At 41.5% G+C, this 18639-nt stretch carries 17 protein-coding genes; 2 read left to right on the top strand and 15 right to left on the bottom strand.

Going from position 1 to position 18639, the window contains the following annotated elements; genetic code table 11:
- Window positions 1–185 precede the first annotated feature (185 nt).
- On the bottom strand, window positions 186–410 hold the full coding sequence (locus AB6811_RS04390; protein WP_369489220.1) for a Sec-independent protein translocase subunit TatA/TatB: 225 nt from the start codon (window positions 408–410) through the stop codon (window positions 186–188).
- Window positions 411–548: 138 nt separating this feature from the next.
- Here AB6811_RS04390 and AB6811_RS04385 point away from each other — a divergent pair, with 138 nt between their 5' ends.
- Window positions 549–1886, top strand: coding sequence for a saccharopine dehydrogenase C-terminal domain-containing protein (locus AB6811_RS04385; protein ID WP_369489219.1), 1338 nt, complete (start codon window positions 549–551; stop codon window positions 1884–1886).
- Window positions 1887–1992: 106 nt separating this feature from the next.
- Here the strand turns inward: AB6811_RS04385 and AB6811_RS04380 are convergent, their stop codons facing one another.
- The 4 genes from AB6811_RS04380 to AB6811_RS04365 form a co-directional block, all read right to left on the bottom strand.
- A complete protein-coding gene (locus AB6811_RS04380; RefSeq protein ID WP_369489218.1) occupies window positions 1993–3435 on the bottom strand; it encodes an SDR family oxidoreductase in 1443 nt (480 codons plus the stop codon).
- Window positions 3416–3886, bottom strand: coding sequence for an SRPBCC family protein (locus AB6811_RS04375; protein WP_369489217.1), 471 nt, complete (start codon window positions 3884–3886; stop codon window positions 3416–3418). The genes AB6811_RS04380 and AB6811_RS04375 overlap by 20 nt, the downstream gene beginning before the upstream one ends.
- Window positions 3887–3984: 98 nt before the next feature.
- Window positions 3985–4440 (bottom strand): hypothetical protein, encoded by a 456-nt coding sequence (locus tag AB6811_RS04370; RefSeq protein WP_369489216.1) that lies wholly within the window; start codon window positions 4438–4440, stop codon window positions 3985–3987.
- Window positions 4441–4472: 32 nt separating this feature from the next.
- Window positions 4473–5171: an SDR family NAD(P)-dependent oxidoreductase gene (locus AB6811_RS04365; RefSeq protein ID WP_369489215.1), complete on the bottom strand. Its 699-nt coding sequence runs from the start codon at window positions 5169–5171 to the stop codon at window positions 4473–4475.
- 371 nt (window positions 5172–5542) lie between these two features.
- On the opposite strand from AB6811_RS04365, the gene AB6811_RS04360 reads away from it, so the two are divergent.
- Window positions 5543–7624 (top strand): Na/Pi symporter, encoded by a 2082-nt coding sequence (locus AB6811_RS04360; RefSeq protein ID WP_369489214.1) that lies wholly within the window; start codon window positions 5543–5545, stop codon window positions 7622–7624.
- A gap of 167 nt (window positions 7625–7791) precedes the next feature.
- Here AB6811_RS04360 and AB6811_RS04355 read toward each other — a convergent pair whose 3' ends face one another.
- From AB6811_RS04355 to AB6811_RS04310, 10 genes are all read right to left on the bottom strand, one after another.
- Complete coding sequence (locus AB6811_RS04355; RefSeq protein WP_369489213.1) at window positions 7792–8283, bottom strand: hypothetical protein; 492 nt, start codon at window positions 8281–8283, stop codon at window positions 7792–7794.
- Between the two features lie 244 nt (window positions 8284–8527).
- Complete coding sequence (locus tag AB6811_RS04350; RefSeq protein ID WP_369489212.1) at window positions 8528–8944, bottom strand: hypothetical protein; 417 nt, start codon at window positions 8942–8944, stop codon at window positions 8528–8530.
- A gap of 311 nt (window positions 8945–9255) precedes the next feature.
- The gene (locus AB6811_RS04345) at window positions 9256–10191 is read right to left on the bottom strand and encodes a BsuBI/PstI family type II restriction endonuclease (protein WP_369489211.1); all 936 of its coding nucleotides are present in this window, start codon (window positions 10189–10191) and stop codon (window positions 9256–9258) included.
- 1 nt (window position 10192) lies between these two features.
- Window positions 10193–11791, bottom strand: coding sequence for an Eco57I restriction-modification methylase domain-containing protein (locus AB6811_RS04340; protein WP_369489210.1), 1599 nt, complete (start codon window positions 11789–11791; stop codon window positions 10193–10195).
- Window positions 11784–12107 carry a helix-turn-helix domain-containing protein gene (locus AB6811_RS04335; protein WP_369489209.1) on the bottom strand — a complete coding sequence of 108 codons (324 nt, stop codon included), beginning with the start codon at window positions 12105–12107 and terminating at the stop codon, window positions 11784–11786. Before AB6811_RS04335 ends, AB6811_RS04340 begins: the two co-directional genes overlap by 8 nt.
- A 360-nt stretch (window positions 12108–12467) precedes the next feature.
- Window positions 12468–13052 carry a hypothetical protein gene (locus tag AB6811_RS04330; protein ID WP_369489208.1) on the bottom strand — a complete coding sequence of 195 codons (585 nt, stop codon included), beginning with the start codon at window positions 13050–13052 and terminating at the stop codon, window positions 12468–12470.
- 844 nt (window positions 13053–13896) lie between these two features.
- Window positions 13897–15039, bottom strand: coding sequence for a hypothetical protein (locus AB6811_RS04325; protein WP_369489207.1), 1143 nt, complete (start codon window positions 15037–15039; stop codon window positions 13897–13899).
- Window positions 15040–15051: 12 nt separating this feature from the next.
- On the bottom strand, window positions 15052–15735 hold the full coding sequence (locus tag AB6811_RS04320; protein WP_369489206.1) for an ABC transporter ATP-binding protein: 684 nt from the start codon (window positions 15733–15735) through the stop codon (window positions 15052–15054).
- 30 nt (window positions 15736–15765) lie between these two features.
- Window positions 15766–17178, bottom strand: coding sequence for an ABC transporter permease (locus AB6811_RS04315; RefSeq protein WP_369489205.1), 1413 nt, complete (start codon window positions 17176–17178; stop codon window positions 15766–15768).
- A gap of 34 nt (window positions 17179–17212) precedes the next feature.
- On the bottom strand, window positions 17213–18628 hold the full coding sequence (locus AB6811_RS04310; protein ID WP_369489204.1) for an ABC transporter permease: 1416 nt from the start codon (window positions 18626–18628) through the stop codon (window positions 17213–17215).
- Between the last annotated feature and the right edge of the window lie 11 nt (window positions 18629–18639).

Below are 18639 nucleotides of genomic sequence, written 5' to 3'. Positions count from 1 at the left end.
AGGATAAAAAAGAAGAAGGGGAAAGGGGAAGGTGTTTAGTGCTTAGTGTTTGGTGTTTCGTTGATTTCCTATCAGAGTAAATCCTTTCAATCCGCGTAATCGGTGTTCCATTGGATTTGCCCTCAACGAGTAGCCAACAGCCATCAACATCAACTGTCATTCTGAGCGTTGTGTGGAAACTCAATCTAACCAGCATGCTTACTGCTGGGGTTGTCATCGTTTTCAGTGTCTTTGTCGTCCAGGTTGGTCAGGCTTATTTGGCTGCGTATCTCAGCGATACTTTTTTGCAGGTAGTGGTAGGTTTTTCCCAGTAATCGGGCAACATTTAGCAGGGTTGCCGAGTCAAAGAGCAGCAAAGCAACTATAACAATTACAACCAGTTCCCATAGGCCTACAAAAAGCAGAATCATGGTACTCAACGTTTACTACCCAAAGGTAGTCAGAAAAACAAAAAAAGTTTACAAAATCATAGTTTATCAGCCTAAAAAATTATAGTTTGGCACCAAATTTAAACCAAAAGCTATAAACCAAAACCTAAACCTTGAGATATGAGTAAGATTCTTGTACTAGGGGCAGGACTGTCATCGTCCGATTTAATCAAGTACCTGCTGGACCACTCTAAAGTGCTGGGCTGGACTGTACGAGTTGGCGATTTATCGTTGGAAACCGCCCGGCAAAAGGTAAATAATCATCCCAATGGCCAAGCCATACAATTCGATATCAACAATAACAAGCAGCTGCAGGATGAGGTATCATGGGCAACGGCTGTAATATCGTTGCTGCCTGCATTTATGCATCCGGTGGTTGCCCAGGAGTGCGTTAGGCAAGGCAAACACATGCTTACCGCCTCGTATGTTTCGGACACCATGAAATCGTTGCATGAGGAGGCCCGGCAGAAAGGAATTGCCCTGCTAAATGAGCTTGGGGTTGACCCGGGTATTGACCACATGTCGGCCATGCGGGTTATTGACGAGATAAGAGCCAAGGGTGGAAAGCTAACAGGATTCATAAGCAATACCGGCGGTCTAATTGCGCCTGAAAGTGACAACAACCCATGGAACTACAAGTTTACATGGAACCCCCGGAACGTTGTTCTGGCTGGACAGGGGGTTGCTCAGTACCTTGAGAACGGACAGTACAAGTACACCCCATACCACCGTCTTTTTACCAGCGTAAGGGAGTACAATATCATGGATTTGGGCATGTTTGAGATGTACCCCAACCGCGACTCACTCAAGTACAGGGAGATATATGGGATTGAAGATATACAGACCATAATACGAGGCACTCTGCGTCGTGCCGGGTATAGCAAGGCATGGAATGTGTTTGTTCAGCTTGGCATGACCGACGACACCTATAAAATGGCTAACAGCGAAAAGCTAACCAAGCGCGAGTTTTTGAATAGTTTCCTACCTTACCATCCCACCGAGACCGTGGAGGAGAAGCTGAAAAGGATAATCCCTGATGCCCAGGACGAGGTGGTGTTTAACAAGCTGAAATGGCTAGGAATGTTCGACAACGAACCCATTGGCCTTGCCAATGCAAGTCCTGCCCAACTACTTCAGCATATCCTTGAGCCCAAGTTAGCCCTTGGCCCTAACGATAAGGATATGATAGTAATGCAACACATATTTGACTATGAGCTTTCCGGCAAAAAGCATCGCAAAACATCAACCATGGTGATTATTGGTAAAGATACCATTCACACCGCCATGTCAATAACTGTAGGAACCCCGCTAGCCATTGCTACTAAGCTGCTAATGACAGGACAGATAAAGGATCGTGGTGTTATAGTTCCTACCAAGCCGCACCTGTACAACCCAATTCTTAATGAGCTTGAAAACTTTGGGGTTAAATTTATTGAGGAGGATGTTGAGCTGAGCTAGATTTTAACGATTACCTAAAACCATTAATCCGGATGTTATGTCCGGCTTTTTAAGTAATTATAGCCTAAGTAGAGTATCGGAAAACTTTTTTAATACTGAAGTGAAGTTATTGGTCAACAGCAATTCTTTTAAGCATTCTACTAAAAATGAGGTAATGAAATGGAAGCACCGAGTACCAGTAAAGCCTACCAAGCAACCCCAAGGGCCTAAAGGTTGCTGTCTGGGTGAGTATGCCGTTACCATCAATTCTAAATTCCAACCATGCCTCCCCTGGTAATTTCATTTCGGCGTAAAGTAACAATCGCATCTCTTCCTTATCGGCAATCAACACCCTCCAGAAATCAAGTGCATCGCCTGGATTCAAATCGGTATCGCTTTTTCTGCCCCTACGCATGCCAACACCGCCAGCAAGCTGGTCAATGAAGCCCCTAATTTCCCAAAGGAAATTACCAAAGTACCATCCATTTTTTCCCCCTATTGCCCACAGGCGTTTAATGGCAGCGTCAATACTGTCAACTTTACGGGAGCGGATGTCCTTAAAGCATCCATGAGTGGGAACCTCAATATAGTTGCTTAATCCTTTGCTAATTGCATTGCTGGTTTGAGCATCCTTCCAGCTTGATATTACCTGGTTCTGTTCAATGGTATCAAAGGCCATCCTTATTGAAGTATCATAATCAATTAGTTTAATGCCCAGCATACATGTCAAATTATTCGGTTGGCAAACCACTTCAACTTTCATACTATTAACCAAGTTCTGTGCAAGGCTAAACGAAGTGGAGGTGATGAAATACAACCAGTACGATGAAATTTTTGGAGTCATTACGGGAACTATGTAGATGCTTCGTCGCAAACCCCTTACCCTCGCAAACCTCAGGAGCATATCCTTATAGCTGAGAATATCGGGGCCCCCAATATCAAAAGCTTTGTTGTAGGTCTCGGGCCTGCCGGTAACACCCACTAAAAACTCTATAACATTGGTAATTGCAATGGGTTGGCACCTAGTATTAAGCCACTTGGGAGCAATCATAACTGGAAGTTTCTCAACTAAATCGCGAATGATTTCAAAGGATGCACTACCCGAACCCACAATAATTCCGGCCCTTAACGTGGTAAGGGCAAACTTTGAACCCGATAGAATGGTTTCAACATTCCTACGCGAGGCTAAGTGTTTTGAGAGCTCATCGGCATTACTGATACCACTTAAATAGATTACCTGACTTACATTGGTTTGTTCCAGTCGTTCCTTAAAATTGGTAGCACTAATTACTTCCAGTTCCTGAAAATTTCCCGATTGCGTGGACATGGAATGGATAAGGTAATATGCTACATCAATATCATCGGGTATCTGAATTAGGCTCTCCTTTTTGAGGAAATCAACCTCAATCACCTTGATTTTTTGGTTTGAGTATTTTTTGATGTTGAACCGGTTTTTATCCCTTACACAGCAAACCACCTCATGCCCATTCTTAAGTAGAACGGGAAAAGCCTTTGGCCTATGTAACCGGTGGCACCCGTGAGTAATATTTTCATGGTAAATATTTTCCAAACCTTTTCTCTAGTGCCACAGAGCGATAATCAAAAATTCTTTGGAGCTGTTTTTTTATGAAAATTGAGTTGGCCAAAACTCCAATAAACCCCAAGGGGGGCTGGTAGGTAACAATATCGGTCATCAGCACGCCTCCTTCAATGGGTTCTAATCTGTGCTCGTGATGCCATATGGCGTATGGGCCAATTCTTTGCTCGTCAACAAAGTAACTCCCCTCTTTTACATGGGTTATCTCGGTTACCCAGTTCGTTTTTATTCCGGCCACAGGGCTTACCCTATACGATATTATCATTCCCTCATACATTTTTCCATTACCACTTATCCCTGTTATGGCGAAACCCATGTAGGGAGGAGTAATTTCCTTTAAATTTAAGGGAGATGAAATGAAATCCCAAATTTCACTGGTTGAAACTGGTAGTTTTTGGGTTCTGATAAGCTGATAGAAAGCCATAGCTTAATGATTGTTGAGTTTAGTTAAATTGTAAACTTGCAATTGTGTCAAGCTTGAAAAATTATTCTTCATTTTTCCCGCTTTTTCATTGTATTGTACTACTCCTTGCCTTTGTAGTATCGGCCACCAAGCACTAATGCTGCGGAAATAATCATCACATTTTTAATGATGTATTGTCCCTCCATGGTTGGAGTAAGTATGTTTCCATTCTGAAAGGTAACTTGAGGTAAAAAGAAAAGTGGCATAAATGTTCCTACCATCTGCGTGAAAAGTAAAATAATAGCAATTTTGGTTGTTTTAGGGAATAGAAAAGTTACACCAATGGCAACCTCCCACCATCCAATAACTACCAACCAGAATTCGGGTGTTCCAAAAGGAAGCCAAGCCACAGTTGCCTTCAGCAAGGCCTCAGCCGACGACACATCAAAGGGTTTCAGTATGCCAAACCATATAAAGATTATGGCAAATGAGATACGAATAGCTGGAATACTCCACCTGTTCATACCCTTGGCAATTGCTTGCTCTACTTTAATGTATTTATCGTAAAGTGTCATATTTCGTATAGTTTAATTGGTAATTTTTATGCTTATAGTTTAACTGTTGAGAACCCACCATCAACATGTATTACCTGGCCCGTAATCCAGCCCGACTTTTCGGATAGCAGAAACTCAGCAATGTAAGCAATATCCTCAGGTATTCCAATCCGCTTTAAAGGGTGCCTTTGATTAGCCGAATCGCGCTTCTGCTCATTGTTCAAAAGTGATGATGCTAAGGGGGTATCGGTTAACGATGGGGCAATACAGTTTACTCTAATTTTTGGGGCATATTCAGCGGCCAAAGCCCTGGTTAACCCCTCAACCGCACCTTTTGATACGGAAACAACCGCATGGTAAGGTAATCCAGTCTGCACCGCAACAGTGGAAAAAAGTACCACCGACGGGTTATTTCCATTCCTCAGCCTGGGCATTGCAGCTTGAAGAAGCTTAACAGCTCCAATTACCTGTAATTGGAAGTCGGATATAAGTTCGGTTGATTTAATGCGTTCAAACGGTTTAAGCGTAATAGCGCCCGGACAGTAAGCAATGCCATCGAGTTTTTCGGGCAAGAATTCCAGATTGAGTGTATCGTCCATCACATCAAGAGGATAATACTTAATATTTCCAGTTTCTTGCGGAACTGGTGTTTTATTGTAAGTTCCATAAACCGAGTTACCCGAATCGGCTAAAACAATGCTAAGCGCTTTACCTATCCCAGACGAAGCTCCAACTACAAAATAGTTTCTCATATTCCGTTGATTTGTTTTGTTAGTAGTATAACAGATATTAAAGATTTTTGTTTAAGTAATTTAAAAAATAGTATTACAAATCTCGAAATACTAGAAATTAAGAACAAGGTTGATTAATTTATAATACCATTTGTAAAGCTGAGTAATTGTCCATGCGTTAGCGAGAGGCACAGTGTATTTATTCCCCCAGAATTAATGGGATGATTAACATTCTCATACTGAAAAATCTTTTTTAAACGAAATTCGTCAACTTAATTTTTCATTTGGCGAATTTGGGATTACCCCATGATTAGTTCATGCATTTATATAGGATGGTTTGGAAAAAAAAGAAAATATTTTGCCTTTCCCGATATTTTTGGGTAAATTGGACTATGCTAAAATGTTTAAATACATTCAGGTATTTTGGTATAATTGCCATAGCTATCATTTTTTGCGGTAGTGTAAGAGCTTATGCCCAGTACTACACCATTCAGAAGTATAGTGCCGAAGGTGGAGTAAAAGCCTCAGGCGATGAGCAGTGGGCCAGAGCCGGCGAGCGACTTGAACATCCATTTATAGTTGTGGTAACCGATTCCTCAGGGAATCCTGCCCCCGGGGTAAGGGTTACGTTTGAAATTACCCGCGTTCCCTTTGGCTCAAAAGGACACCTTTTGGAAAGGTACGAGGTATTCACCAACAGTCAGGGCATTGCACGCACCCAACTTCACTTGGGTAATAAGGAGGGCGAGTATCAAATATCGGCAAGCATCCAGACTGAGAGCCCGCAAAACTTTGTGATTTTTACAGCCTATGCCAATGCACGCAATTGGGCAATAATGCTAATTGTTGGCTTGCTGGGAGGGTTAGCAATATTCTTTATTGGCATAAACCAAATGAGTACTGGTTTACGCCACGGTATTGCCGATAAGCTAAGGCTAATTCTGCTACGCATGTCGAGGAACAGGGTTGTGGCAACCTTTTTTGGGGCACTGGTTACCGTTATAACCCAGTCGAGTAGCGCAACCACGGTGATGCTTGTTGGATTTGTTCAGTCGGGTTTGTTGCGATTTGAGCAAACCATAGGGATGATACTGGGCGCTGCCATTGGTACTACCATAACCGTTCAGCTAATCTCATTCAAGTTATCCGATTACTCGCTGCTAATTGTTGCGCTTGGCTTTGGCATTATGGTGTTTGTGAAAAAACACGTTACCCGCAGCATTGGCGAAGCTCTTGTAGGCTTTGGCCTACTGTTCTACGGCATGCACCTTATGTCGGGTGCCATGTCGCCACTAAAGCATTACGAACCATTCCTACAGGTTATTGAAAGCGTTCAGCAACCATTAATAGGCGTGCTGGTAGGAACCATTTTAACCGCCCTTGTACAGAGTAGTGCGGCATTTATTGGGATTGTGCTAACCATGACCACCCAGGGACTCATATCGCTTGAGGGTTCAATACCCTTACTCATGGGTGCCAACCTGGGCACGGCAGTAACCGGGATAATTGCAGCATTTGCCGCGGGCCGCGAGGCCAAAAAGGTGGCCATGGCCTACGCGGTATTCAAATTCATTGGAATACTCCTTCTATTCTGGCTTATTGAGCCCTTTGCTCAACTGGTTAGGTTCCTCACTCCCGATGTAATAAACACCTTTGCCGGGGGAACTGTTACAAACATATCGAGGCAGGTGGCTAATGCCCACACAATCTACAATGTGCTACTCGCCTTGATTGTTTTGCCTTTTACCGCTCAGTTTGCCCGAATTGTGGATTGGGTTATGCCAATCTTCCCTGAGAAACAACAACGGTATAAAACCCAGTATATCGATATCAACCTGATAAATACTCCATCAATTGCCATTGAGATTGCACGGCGCGAGCTGGTGGGCATGGCTCACTTGGTAAACTCAATGCTAAGCGATAGCATTACACTTTTCACTCACAAGGATTCAAGAGTAATTGACACAATCCGCGAAAAGGAGGAGCATGTAAACTTCCTGCGCGATAAGCTTAACGACTACCTGCTCCGAATAAGTCATGCCGATATAAGCGATAATGAGGTTGACAATGTATTCAGGGTGATGTTTGCCACCAAGGAGCTGGAGCAGATAGGCGATATCATATCAAAGAATCTGATTGAGAAAGGAGAGTGGTGGCTGGGTGCAGGACTCGAGTTTTCCGATGAAGGGAAAAATGAGCTTGTTGAATTCCATAGGTTAACCCAAAAGCAGCTTAACCGAGCCATTGAGATACTGGACACACTGAACCTGGATGTAGCCCGCAAGCAGCTCCGCAAGTACGACCACTACAAGAAGGTTGGTATAGAGCTAGAACGTAACCATTTCGATAGGCTTAAGCAGGCGGTGGGCAAATCCATTGAAAGCTCCAAAACGCACCTTGAACTGGTGAGCCTTTACCGCATAATTGGCAGCCACGCCAACAACATAGCACGGATTACCATTGGTGAGGGATAGAAAAAACAGAACCTAGAATTTGGGATGGGTAACGGTCGGTGGTTTGGGCTGCTGGGGAGTTAAAAGCCAGCGGCGTCATCCCACGTTAAAAACACACTAAATTACTAAAAACTTTCGAATCTGCATCATCAGCCCCAGTAGGTTGAACCACGTGTTGTGTGGCGTAATTATTTGATAAATTTATCTTCAAAAACACAAAAAATGTAATCGCTTGATTCAACATGACTTTTTTGAAAGTTTGTTGGTAGATCATAATTTCTATGTTCAAGTGTCCAGTTAGAGTTTTCTGTGTATAAGTTTTCAGAGTATCCGTATACACTTTGTGGTGAAAATTTAATTAAATGATGATTGTAAATGCTTGTAACATAAATACTGTCAAATACTTTTTGAGTTAATGTGTGTGGTTCAACATTAAGTTCATCGACGATAAACAGTTCCATTTCTGCATTTGCTTCGAGTTGAAATTCAGTATTTCTATGTCCAGAACCGATTTCCGAAAAGTCATACAATTCACCAGACATATATTCTTGCTTGGGAAAAAGTTTAAATGTCAAGGTGTGATTTGTCTTATTTTTAACAATTATTTGTAATTGATATTCCTTTTTTTCTTTGCAAGAAAATAGAACGATAAAAGAAATTATTGAAATTATTTTTTTCATGCTTCTATTATTATCAATTTTCTGTATGATTAATTTTGTTTCAATAATGTAAGGTATTATTATGCCACACAACGGTCTGCTGTTGCTTACGCTGGGGAGTTAACCGCCAGTGGCGTTATCCGCCGTTAAAAAGTTAGTTAAAGGTAATAAAATTCTGCATCTGCATCATCAACCCCAGTGAAAGTAACAGCCTGTTAGCAGCTGAATTTTAAATTCTGAGGTATCAATTTCTTTCAGGAATTGATTACTTCTTTGAAATTAAAATTCCTCTCTTCATTGCTCTTCTACTTTGTATTATTGACCATATAAGCAATGACAATAAAACAACAGAGGCAGCAATTCTTAAGTATAAATTATCCAATTGTGTCATAATTTGAATATAAATTGGTATAAAAGGAAAGATTATTAGAATTGGATGTATGCTTACCGAAGGATTCATTTTTATTTCAATTTCAGAATTTTCTTCGCATTGAAACTTTTCTGTTGGACTTTTATAAATTAGTAAAGTTTTGGCAAAGATTTCAATTGTTTCTGTTTGAATTTGAAATTCTTTCGTTTCGTTTTGTTTTAATTTTCCCACAAAATTATTGTTAATATAAACTTTAATTTTATGTTCATCGTAAGCTTTTTCTTTTCCTCTAGTAATGCGTATTGTTTTCATTTTTTCTTCAAGCTAATCGTTTGTCGTATTTTCTTGATTTTGCTGCTAACGTTTTGCGGCTTGGCGTAGTGGCGGATGTTTAGCACAAAAGTTCAATCGAAGAACTGCACTTTGGTTAAGCATAAAACTGTCATACGAAGCACTACACCCGCCATTACGCCAAACCGCTGTTGTGTGCAGCCCTTCTGTATTTGTAGTCTGTATTTCAGTCATTATGAATTAATTTTTGTTAGTGTTGGGTATGTGCCCCTTTTGCAAAACTTATCTTTATCTCGGGCTTTTGAGCTATTGCAAATGTGCCTTTTTATTGGTTATCTAGGGCCAATGAATCTGTCTCCATTAAAATGTATCATATGGTCTGGTGCTTCCATTAACCAAACTTCTGTCTCCCAAGCTATGTTGTTTGAATGTTTTTTAAACTCTGTCATATCGGGAAAAGCTGTTACATAAATCTTACCAACTTTGCAGTTTTTTAAAAATTCTTCAAGCTCTAAAAGTCGTTTAGGCGAAACAGGTCCGTGTGATGTCACTGCTTCAATTAAAAACAACCATTTTCTTTTGCTATCATAGATTACAACGTCAGGTAGTTTGCTGTGTTGGTCAATTGGAATACCTAATTCTTTTAGTCCTTTTTCGTCAACAAACAAGTCTTTTTTTGCTGTGTCGCCTAAGTAAAGAAGTGTTCCTCCATTTGCGAAACGAGGAGCAAACTGTTCAACTATTGCAGCTTGAACTTCATTATGTTTTCCTGCGGATAATTTGATTGTTTTACCGTTTTGAAGAGTGACGGGGATTTGATTCAGTTCTCTTTCTTTCAAATAGACTTCTGAAAGTTTTCCAACTGTATCAATGAAGTTTTTCAAAGACTTCTTCCAATTTCTCGTTTTGTAGGTTTTTACGACTTCCAAAACCTCTGCTGTCAAAGCGTAATGTGCTCTTGGGCTATTGACCGGTAATTTCGGATTGTCTGGATTATAATCAACTATTCTTGCCTGAACAAATTGGTGAAGAACTTGCCTTCTAAATGTTTCTCTTGTGTTTGGAGCGTATGATTTACCATAATTTTCATTCACGAAAGTCATAATGCCTTTTGTAACTCCCAAACTTTGACGCTTAGCGTTTGACCACTTGTCATTTTCTTTGATGTTGCAGAGTGCTAAAAATGTCAATGCTGCCATTTCGTTATATTGTGCTGGCGGTAGTCCTAATGCTTTCAGTATCTCTTGTGCTTCTTTTAATTTACTCATATCAGTTCATTATTACTTCCAATTCAAATAGCTCATTAACAAAGCTGTTTACATTTTTCATTGAGTAGTCGTTTGAAAGTATGATTTTATTACCGATTTCTTTTATTTTGGCTAAAGGTGGAAATCTCATTTCTCTTAGTTCTGTTGCACTTACATTTACGTTACCATTGAAAATTTGAAAGTAAGTGTCAAACAATTCACTGTTAAGCAAAGCACAAAGTCCAACTACTTCGTCACGGTCTAAATGCCCGTCTTTTCTATAGATGTAGTTAAGTTTGTTTTCAACTCCGATATATTCCGAGTTAACATAGTTGCAGAAATAAGGGGCTGCTATTAGTCTACTCTTGTCATCTTTGGTGCTAAATCGTCTTAAAAAAATATAATTCTTGTTAGGAATAAGCAAGGATTTTGAATTGCTTTCTATTCTAATGTATTGCCCCTTTTCTCTGAGTTGTTTTGGCCATTCCAAAATCATTTTATTTACGTTATGCAACCAAAATAGTGGAGCCAAAAAGACTGTTCCGTTTTCATATCTATTTTGAATAAAGTTCAACGCACGGAAAGAAACAACAGGACCCGTTGAAATCCTTATATTGAAATCACTTAAAACATTCTCCCAATTGGAAACTAAACTCAAAATCCTTTCTTCTTTGTCACTTGTCGGCAAATACAAAATTTTCTCTTTTGTGTTTAAATCAATGAGATCAGAAGAATTAAAGTACTTAATTGATGGCTCAAAAATATCTTTAATGCCTTCACTTGAAGAAACAAACACTTTCTTGTTTGGATTAATTTTTTCTCTGATTGCCTTTATTACAACAGTTTCTTGTAAAACGTTATCACGATTGAAAGTGTCTTTTCGAGAATTGAATAAGTGTATCTTTTCAATCTGAACTGTATTGAAAAACAATTCTCTAAAAGCTTTGAAGTAGTTACCTGATGCAAAGCTTCTAGGTGTGATAAAAATTAATTCGCCATTTTCAGAAAGTAGTTTAGCAGCAATTCCCATAAAAAATGAATAGATATTGGGTTGTCCGCTAACTAATTCTTGCGAAGCAATTACCCTTTTATCATCTTTAGAAAGTTTAAAATAGGGTGGATTCGAAATAATGATGTCGAAATTTTTAACTACGCTATTTGTTTCCTCAAATAAACTTGGTAATCTATTTTCTTTAAGAACAGTTGCATTTTCCAAAACAAAATCGGTGCAGTGCAAGGTGTAGTTAAATTGTATTCCTTTATTTAAAAGCCAATCTTTAAGGTAATCAAGTGCTTTTTGTGAATATGGAATTAATTCAAGGTCGGTCTCATAAGCCACTAAGTCAATTATCTCAATTCTGTTCTTTGATTCTACTAAATGCTCAATTAAAGCACATGATAAAATAGTTGTACCACAACCAGGATCTAAAATTTTAATTCTTGCTTTTGAAAAGTCGCAAAATGAAGCAAGAAGTCGAGCAATTGGAGTAGGTGTGAAGAATTGTCCGTTGGCTTTCTTGTGAAAAGTGTTTACTTGTTGCGTGTAATAAATACCCAACCTGTCTGCAAAGTCGCTTGGCAGTTCTTTTTTGAATGGTTTGATACTTATTGTTCTACTCATTTCGTAATGTTTTGATGTATGCTACTTTTTCTTCTGCAACTTTCAGAATTTTCAAGTCTGCATTTTCGTCCAAAATTTTGTAAGCAATCTGGTCACTCAAAAATTCTTCGAGCAATTTCTTCTCATTAACTTCAAAAAAGTCAGCGATATTTTTGATTAAATGTTTTGTCGGCTGTCTTTGGTTACGCTCAATCTTAGCAAGTAGAGAAGGGTCAATTTCAATATTTGCAGCAACTTCTCTCAAAGTCATACCAGCATTTTCTCTCAGTTGTCTGAGTTGTTCTCCAAATGTTGTATGTTTTTTCACGGTTGTCATTAAGGACAAATTATGTCCAAAGATAAGAATCTTTTTTGAATGGACAAAAAATGTCTACAAAAAGTTTTATACATCTTTAGTTAAGCGTTAAAAAATTTAAGCTCTTTTGGTTTTGTGAGGAGTTGGCTTGTGTGTTGGGCAAAACCAAATGTGCTAAAATATGAGTTGGCTTTTTCATTTTGTTCAATCGTTTCTATCGGTCGTGTCGTCTTTTAAGGTTGCACACAACGGTCGGTGGTTTGGGCTGCTGGGGAGTTAATGGCCAGCGGCGTCATCCCACGTTAAAACCATACTAAATTACTATAAACTTTGGTATCTGCATCATCAGCCCCAGTAGGCTAAACCACCTGTTATAGGCAGTTATTTGTTTTCTTGTTTGTCTTTCATGTCAATTATCAGTGACAAGGTATCTTTCCAACTTTCAGCTTCTTTGATTAATTTATCTAGAAGAGCTTTGTTATCAGAACTTGATTCATAGAATACAAATCGATGAGTTGGATTCGATAAATCTCTAACAACAATTTTCAATTCTATATTTTTAATGTTTTCTTTTCCCTTTGAACCGCCAGATAATCCTCCAATTACAGCACCGACGCCACCAGTTAGAACGCCTCCAACAATTGCACCACCAATAGTTCTAGTTGTAGATTTTTTATAAATAGTTTTACCGTTTCTAATTAATTCGCAACTAAAAATGTCTGCGAAGGTAAAGACTTCAGTTTTTGATACAGTTAGTTTTGAATGAATGAGTACAAGTTTCTCGTTGGTTTGGTCTATACCAATTATGCCATGAAATGTTTTTGTTTGTTTAGTCAATTCTATTCCTTGACTTTTAAGTTTTTCGATTTCGGCATTTTCGAAATTTTTTTGTTTCATGTTTCCTGAGATTCCAATAATCATCACAAGGACTACGACTATTACAACAATAACGATAAAGGTTGTCATTTCTTTTCGGATTTAAGTTAGTAGAATTATTTTGTTTTCAAGGTAATCCATCGTTTGTCGAAGATATAATTGCCTATAACTCGTTTATAGGTATGATAAAATCATACAATATTTCCTAAATTGGACGTATATGTATGACTTGAATCATACTTATTGTAAAAATAAAGATTTTTTACAAATGATCAAATGGACTTATAATTTTTTGTAAACTTTTTTGAGACACATGAGTATAAATTCCATTTATTTTAGGGCTTTTATGCCTTGATCTTCTTTGGTTCTTTCTTGTATCAAGACAAGAAAGAACGTGTGAATCGCTCTTTGCAATTTTTTTCCTTTGCGATGCAAAGCCTAGTCCTTGCTCTTTGGAAAAAGTATTGCGTGCATCGCTGTACATGTAGGGTTGCCATGGCGTTACAAATATTTTGCCCCTACGGGGCTGGAAACGTTGTTCGTTGTTCGTGGAAAACGACCTCACCCCAACCCCTCTCCTGACAGGAGAGGGGAGTGCCGTTAAAGTCTCCCCTCTCAGGGGAGATTTAGAGGGGTCAGGCGCAACATTACAACCATCCAAACAAACATAAACACAACCCTCCCTGTACACTGCAGACTGTACACGGTACACTAGAAATTGGACCCTTCGCTCCTCGTTAAGGCACAAAAGGGCGCTCAGCATGAAAGGAAAAGTTGATGGTTAATACTTGTTCGTGAATTGGAATGGAACACAAATACTGCTGATTTACACCGTGAAACTCCGTGTTACTCTGTGAAACACTGTGATACTTTAAGTTTAATGATTGATAGTGAAAAAACTCAGCCCTACCCCTCAACTGAAAGGTAATAGTTTCTAAAAGTTCCATTGCACCTTAAAGTATGCAAGTTGGCCAATATTAGGGTATTCATCGGTGCGGTTCCCGGTAAATAGCATACCCGTTAGGGCAAGGGTTAGGTTATCGGAAGCTGAGTAGTTGAGGCTTGGTATAACCGCTGCCGACCAGTCGGCAGGATTTACCAGTATAGCCAGCGATGGGGTAAAAAGCGTAGCCACAGTTGAGTTTACCCCGGCAAAAAGGTTAACCTTCCCACGGCTGAGCATCATTGGGCTTTGCGCGCGTGGTTCAATGAGGCTAAGAGGTTCGTGGCTGCCCCTGCTGCCAAAGGAGTTGTAAAGCGCTCCAAGCTGAACAAAGCTATTGCTCCCCATAGAGCGGTCGGCCGAGAGGGTGGCCACCAAACCGCTTTTTTCGTTCGACTTTTGGGCATTGAAATATGAAACCTCGCTTCTTATGGCAAATTGACCTAACTCACTCGATAGTCCTCCGCCCAACACGTAGTAGCCAGCCATTCGGGCAACCAAAACCTGAAAATCGGTACGGGCTATGTTTGCCCTGTACCTTACGCCGTAGGCACTGCTATCGGCTGTTTTGTTGGGCTGGTAAACAGCCTCGATGTACGATAGTGAGCCAGTGTACGCTTTCAATGTAACAGCATCGGTGCCCGGACGCTCAGGGTATTCCAGGTTTAGGTACGAAAAGGCATTAAAGATATCGTTCGGATTCCATACCAAATCGATTCCCCAGTTCACCCGTTGCCTGCCAAGCGTTAGCTCAAACCGGCTATAGCTGACACGCGCAAAGAGCCTGTCGAACTCGGTATGCCCAACAAACGAGCGACCCTCAGCCCAGAGGAACGAAAGGTCAACAAACCCGTTGCTGCTGCCAATCAGCGATGAGTAATTGGGGATATTCTCAACAAAATCACCGTAAATAAAACGGTTACGTGCCTGAACCTCCAACCTTAGCCAGGAAGCGGCATCCCATTTAACCTCAAGCCTATTCTCAAGGGTTTGGTCAGTAAACCAAACCAACGTATCGGGGTAAGGGACAAATAGGTTGTTCAGCAGCTTTACGTGACCCTTAAACTCCTGTGCTCCCGCATAACCGCAGAGCAGCAAAACCAAAAGTAGAGCGGAATATAACGCTTTTCGCATAGTGTAGAAAGTTTACTGAAGTGTATCGGATTTAACCTTACCATCCTCCAGCAGAATTACCCTGCGGGCCCGGTTAACCACACGCTGGTCGTGGGTGGAAAAGATAAAGGTAACACCCTCAGTCCGGTTAAGGTGCTCCATGATCTGCAAAAGATTCTCGGCCGATTTGCCATCGAGGTTGGCTGTGGGCTCATCGGCGAGTATGAATTGCGGTTTCGAGGCCAGGGCGCGGGCTACGGCAACCCTCTGCTGCTGCCCCCCCGATAGTTTAGCCGGACGGCTACTAAACCTATCGGCCAGGCCCACCTTTCCCAGCATATCGGCTGCAACCTGCTTGCGCAGCTTTGCCGGAACACCCTGTAGTTGCATGATTAACTCAACATTCTCGCCAGCAGTGAGCACGGGTATCAGGTTGTATGATTGAAACACAAACCCAATGTTACGAAGCCTGAAATCAATCAGCCTTGAGCCTTTTAGCTCATTTAGCCAAACATCGCCAACACGGATTTTCCCGTTGGTTGGGTTATCGAGCCCACCAAGCAGGTTGAGCAGTGTGGTTTTTCCTGACCCAGATGGTCCTACAATAGCGGTAAACTCGCCCTTTTCAACTTTAAGGTTGATATTTCTCAGAGCGGTGACCTTTACCTCTGAGTCGTTGTATATCTTATCAACGTTTACAACTTCAATTATTGCCATATGGTTTTATATTTTACAAATTATCAGAATTTACTCAACTCTTAGTGCCTGCATGGGGTTTAGCTTTAGCGCCCTACGGGCAGGCCACAACGAAGCAAGAATGCCAGTGGCAACCACCAGCATGGTAATCAGTACATAGTTGGATGTGGTAATTTCAGGGTAAACCACTGAGGAGTATCCAATGGCTTCAAAACCCTCGGCCCACATGCCAAAATCAATTCCGGTACGGGCAAATATTTTGATGAATCCGGTGCTAAGCAAAATGCCCGCTACCCCACCGGTAAGGGTAAGGAAAACCGATTCCATCATTATCATGCTAAAAACGCGCAAGCGGTTCATGCCAATGGCCATGAGCATACCAAACTCACGGTACCGTTCCAGAACGCTCATCATCATGGTGTTGATAATGCCAAATGCCAGGGCAAACAGGATTATAACAACGTAAATCATTCCCACAAAATCGCCAAATGCAGCATAGAGGGCAATTTCGGGTGATATCTCATCCCAGCTTTGAACCTTCAGGCTACGATGCGTAGCCGATAGCGCTTTTGCTATACTTACCGCATGGGTGTTATCCTTGCAGAGTATGGCAACCTCATGAACGTGACTTGGATTGATGTTAGCCGCCGAAGCAAGATTATCGAAATTTACAAAAGCCATACGCGCATCAAAGGCTGTATTGGAGGTGCGGTAAATACCACGAACCCTGAACATCTCGCTATGCAGTTCCCCAGTGGGTGTTTGAAATGTCAGAACCACAGGGCCGTTTAACCTGAACGAAGCACAGGAGTCGGCTATGGTTTCGGAGTAGTGGTTAAACAGAGCGGGCTCAAGTTCAGCTTTAAGGGCGTTCATAAGGTTGGAGCGAGTCCTATACCTCCTACCCACAAGTGTTTGGATTTGCTCCCCAAGCCTTGGCTCAATTGCCGAGAGTTTATGAGCAATGCTATCGGTTAGCTCATAGTTAACCAATTTCAGCTCCTCGGCTGCTTTCTTCCCAAGAACAATCGAAGGGGTTTTAAAATCACCTTCAAGGAAACTACCCAATATCAGCTTGTTGGGAATACCGCTAATGCTACGTTCGCTGGTTGGCTTAACGCCAAGTACTACCAAGCCCGAGTTGGCCCTATCGGTTTGAGCCATGGCAAAAACCTTCAATCTACCGCTAAACCCAATAACTCCCTTTGTAGAATCGAGGGTAGCGGCCACCGAGTCGAAATTGAAAGTTTTATCGACCTCCTCGTTGAGTAAAAAATCGGGATTGTGAATCTGAATGTGCGATATCTCGTTCTGAATGCTATCGGCAATGCGCTGCTTAACCCACCCGTTTATAAGGGCCATGGCAGTAACCCCACCCCAAAGGCCAAGGGCAACAGCCACCACCACAACCATGCTCCGGGTTGGGTTACGCCAAACATTTCGCCAGCTAAGTGAGACTAACATGTTTGTAAAGTTTTAATGTTTTCAACTCAATTGGTTACCGTTTAATTGCTGTTACAGTGTTAAGCTTTAGTATTTTCCGTGTAGGATAAATGCATACTAGCAACACCATGAATACCACCGAAACACCCTGCCAAATGACGTATGCATCGAACGGAGCCATTGGCATTAGTGGTTCAAACCCCATATCCATCATCATTTTTGCCATTTCACCGGTAAGCCTAATGGGGTGAACATGGTAGTAATGGATTATTGGTAACCCAACAAGATACCCAAGCGCTACACCAATCAATGCCATAATAAGCATCTCGAGCAAAACCGTTATGGCCAACTTAATTTTTTGCATACCAACAGCCACAAGCACACCGAACTCATGCATCCGTTCGTGAACCATCATTATTACAGTTCCAAAAATCCCGAAGAACACAACAAAATAGAGCAGAAAAAGGAAAGCCTTCCCGCTCTGGTTATCGCTTTCAATCTGTTGAACCAAAACCCTGTTCAGGTCTTGCCATGTTTTAACATCCAGCCCGGTATGCGCCAGCACCTTTCTTACGCTATCGGTTGTGACCATTAGTGCTTCGTCGCTTGCATCGTACAGGTTAACAGCCATATACGATAAAAGGTTATGCGCATTGGAGAAACTTTGTGCCACCTGCAGCGGCATGTAAACCATTCGGTTGTCGAGCTCGGGGTTGGGTATTCGAACTATACCAACAACCGGATAAATCCCTGCGGCAGAAGCACCCTGGTAACCCTGGCTCAGCATTACAAGGGAATCGCCAACCTGAATGTTTAAGAAATTGGCCAGCCTCGATGAGATTACAACACCGCTATCGTTACTGGTAATAAATCGTCCGTTCACCCGGGACATATTCAGGATTTGGTTTAGCTGGACAGCATCAACCGGTTGGTCGTCGAAAATTCTGGCCAGCTTTGCAGAATCGGTAAACGATTCGCCGGCGTGTGCACCAAGTATCCTTTTTACTTCATCAGTAAAAATGTGCTCCATGCCTGAACTATCGGCCAGCATCTTAGGAATGGTATACCTAACAATGAACTGTTCAGGGTTTGAGAATTGTTTTTCGGCCTCGGGGTTTATCCCAAGCACAAGCACGCCCTTGGTGATGTTGACCGACGAAGCCAGGGCAAAGGTTTCGAGCCTTGCAGTTACTGCCTTAACATTAGGAACCTTCGAAATTTTTTCAGGCAGGCTCCCGTCGAACTCAAAGGTGTTCTCCAGCGAGGGATCGTCGGCAAAATCGGGGTGTTGGACACGGATATAGCCGTAGTACTGCTCAATGGCATTGCGTATCATGAGTGAGTATGAACCCAGCTGAAACGAACGCATTACCACCGCAAATAGTACCGCAAAAAAGATACTTGAAATGGTTATGGCCGTGCGGCGCTTATTGCGCCAAAGGTTCCGTTGTGCCATTTTTAAATAACTCATACCAAAATGTA

The organism is Tenuifilum sp. 4138str (genome assembly GCF_041102575.1).
Classification (GTDB): Bacteria; Bacteroidota; Bacteroidia; order Bacteroidales; family Tenuifilaceae; genus Tenuifilum; species Tenuifilum osseticum.
This window is presented reverse-complemented; position numbering and strand designations above follow the sequence as displayed.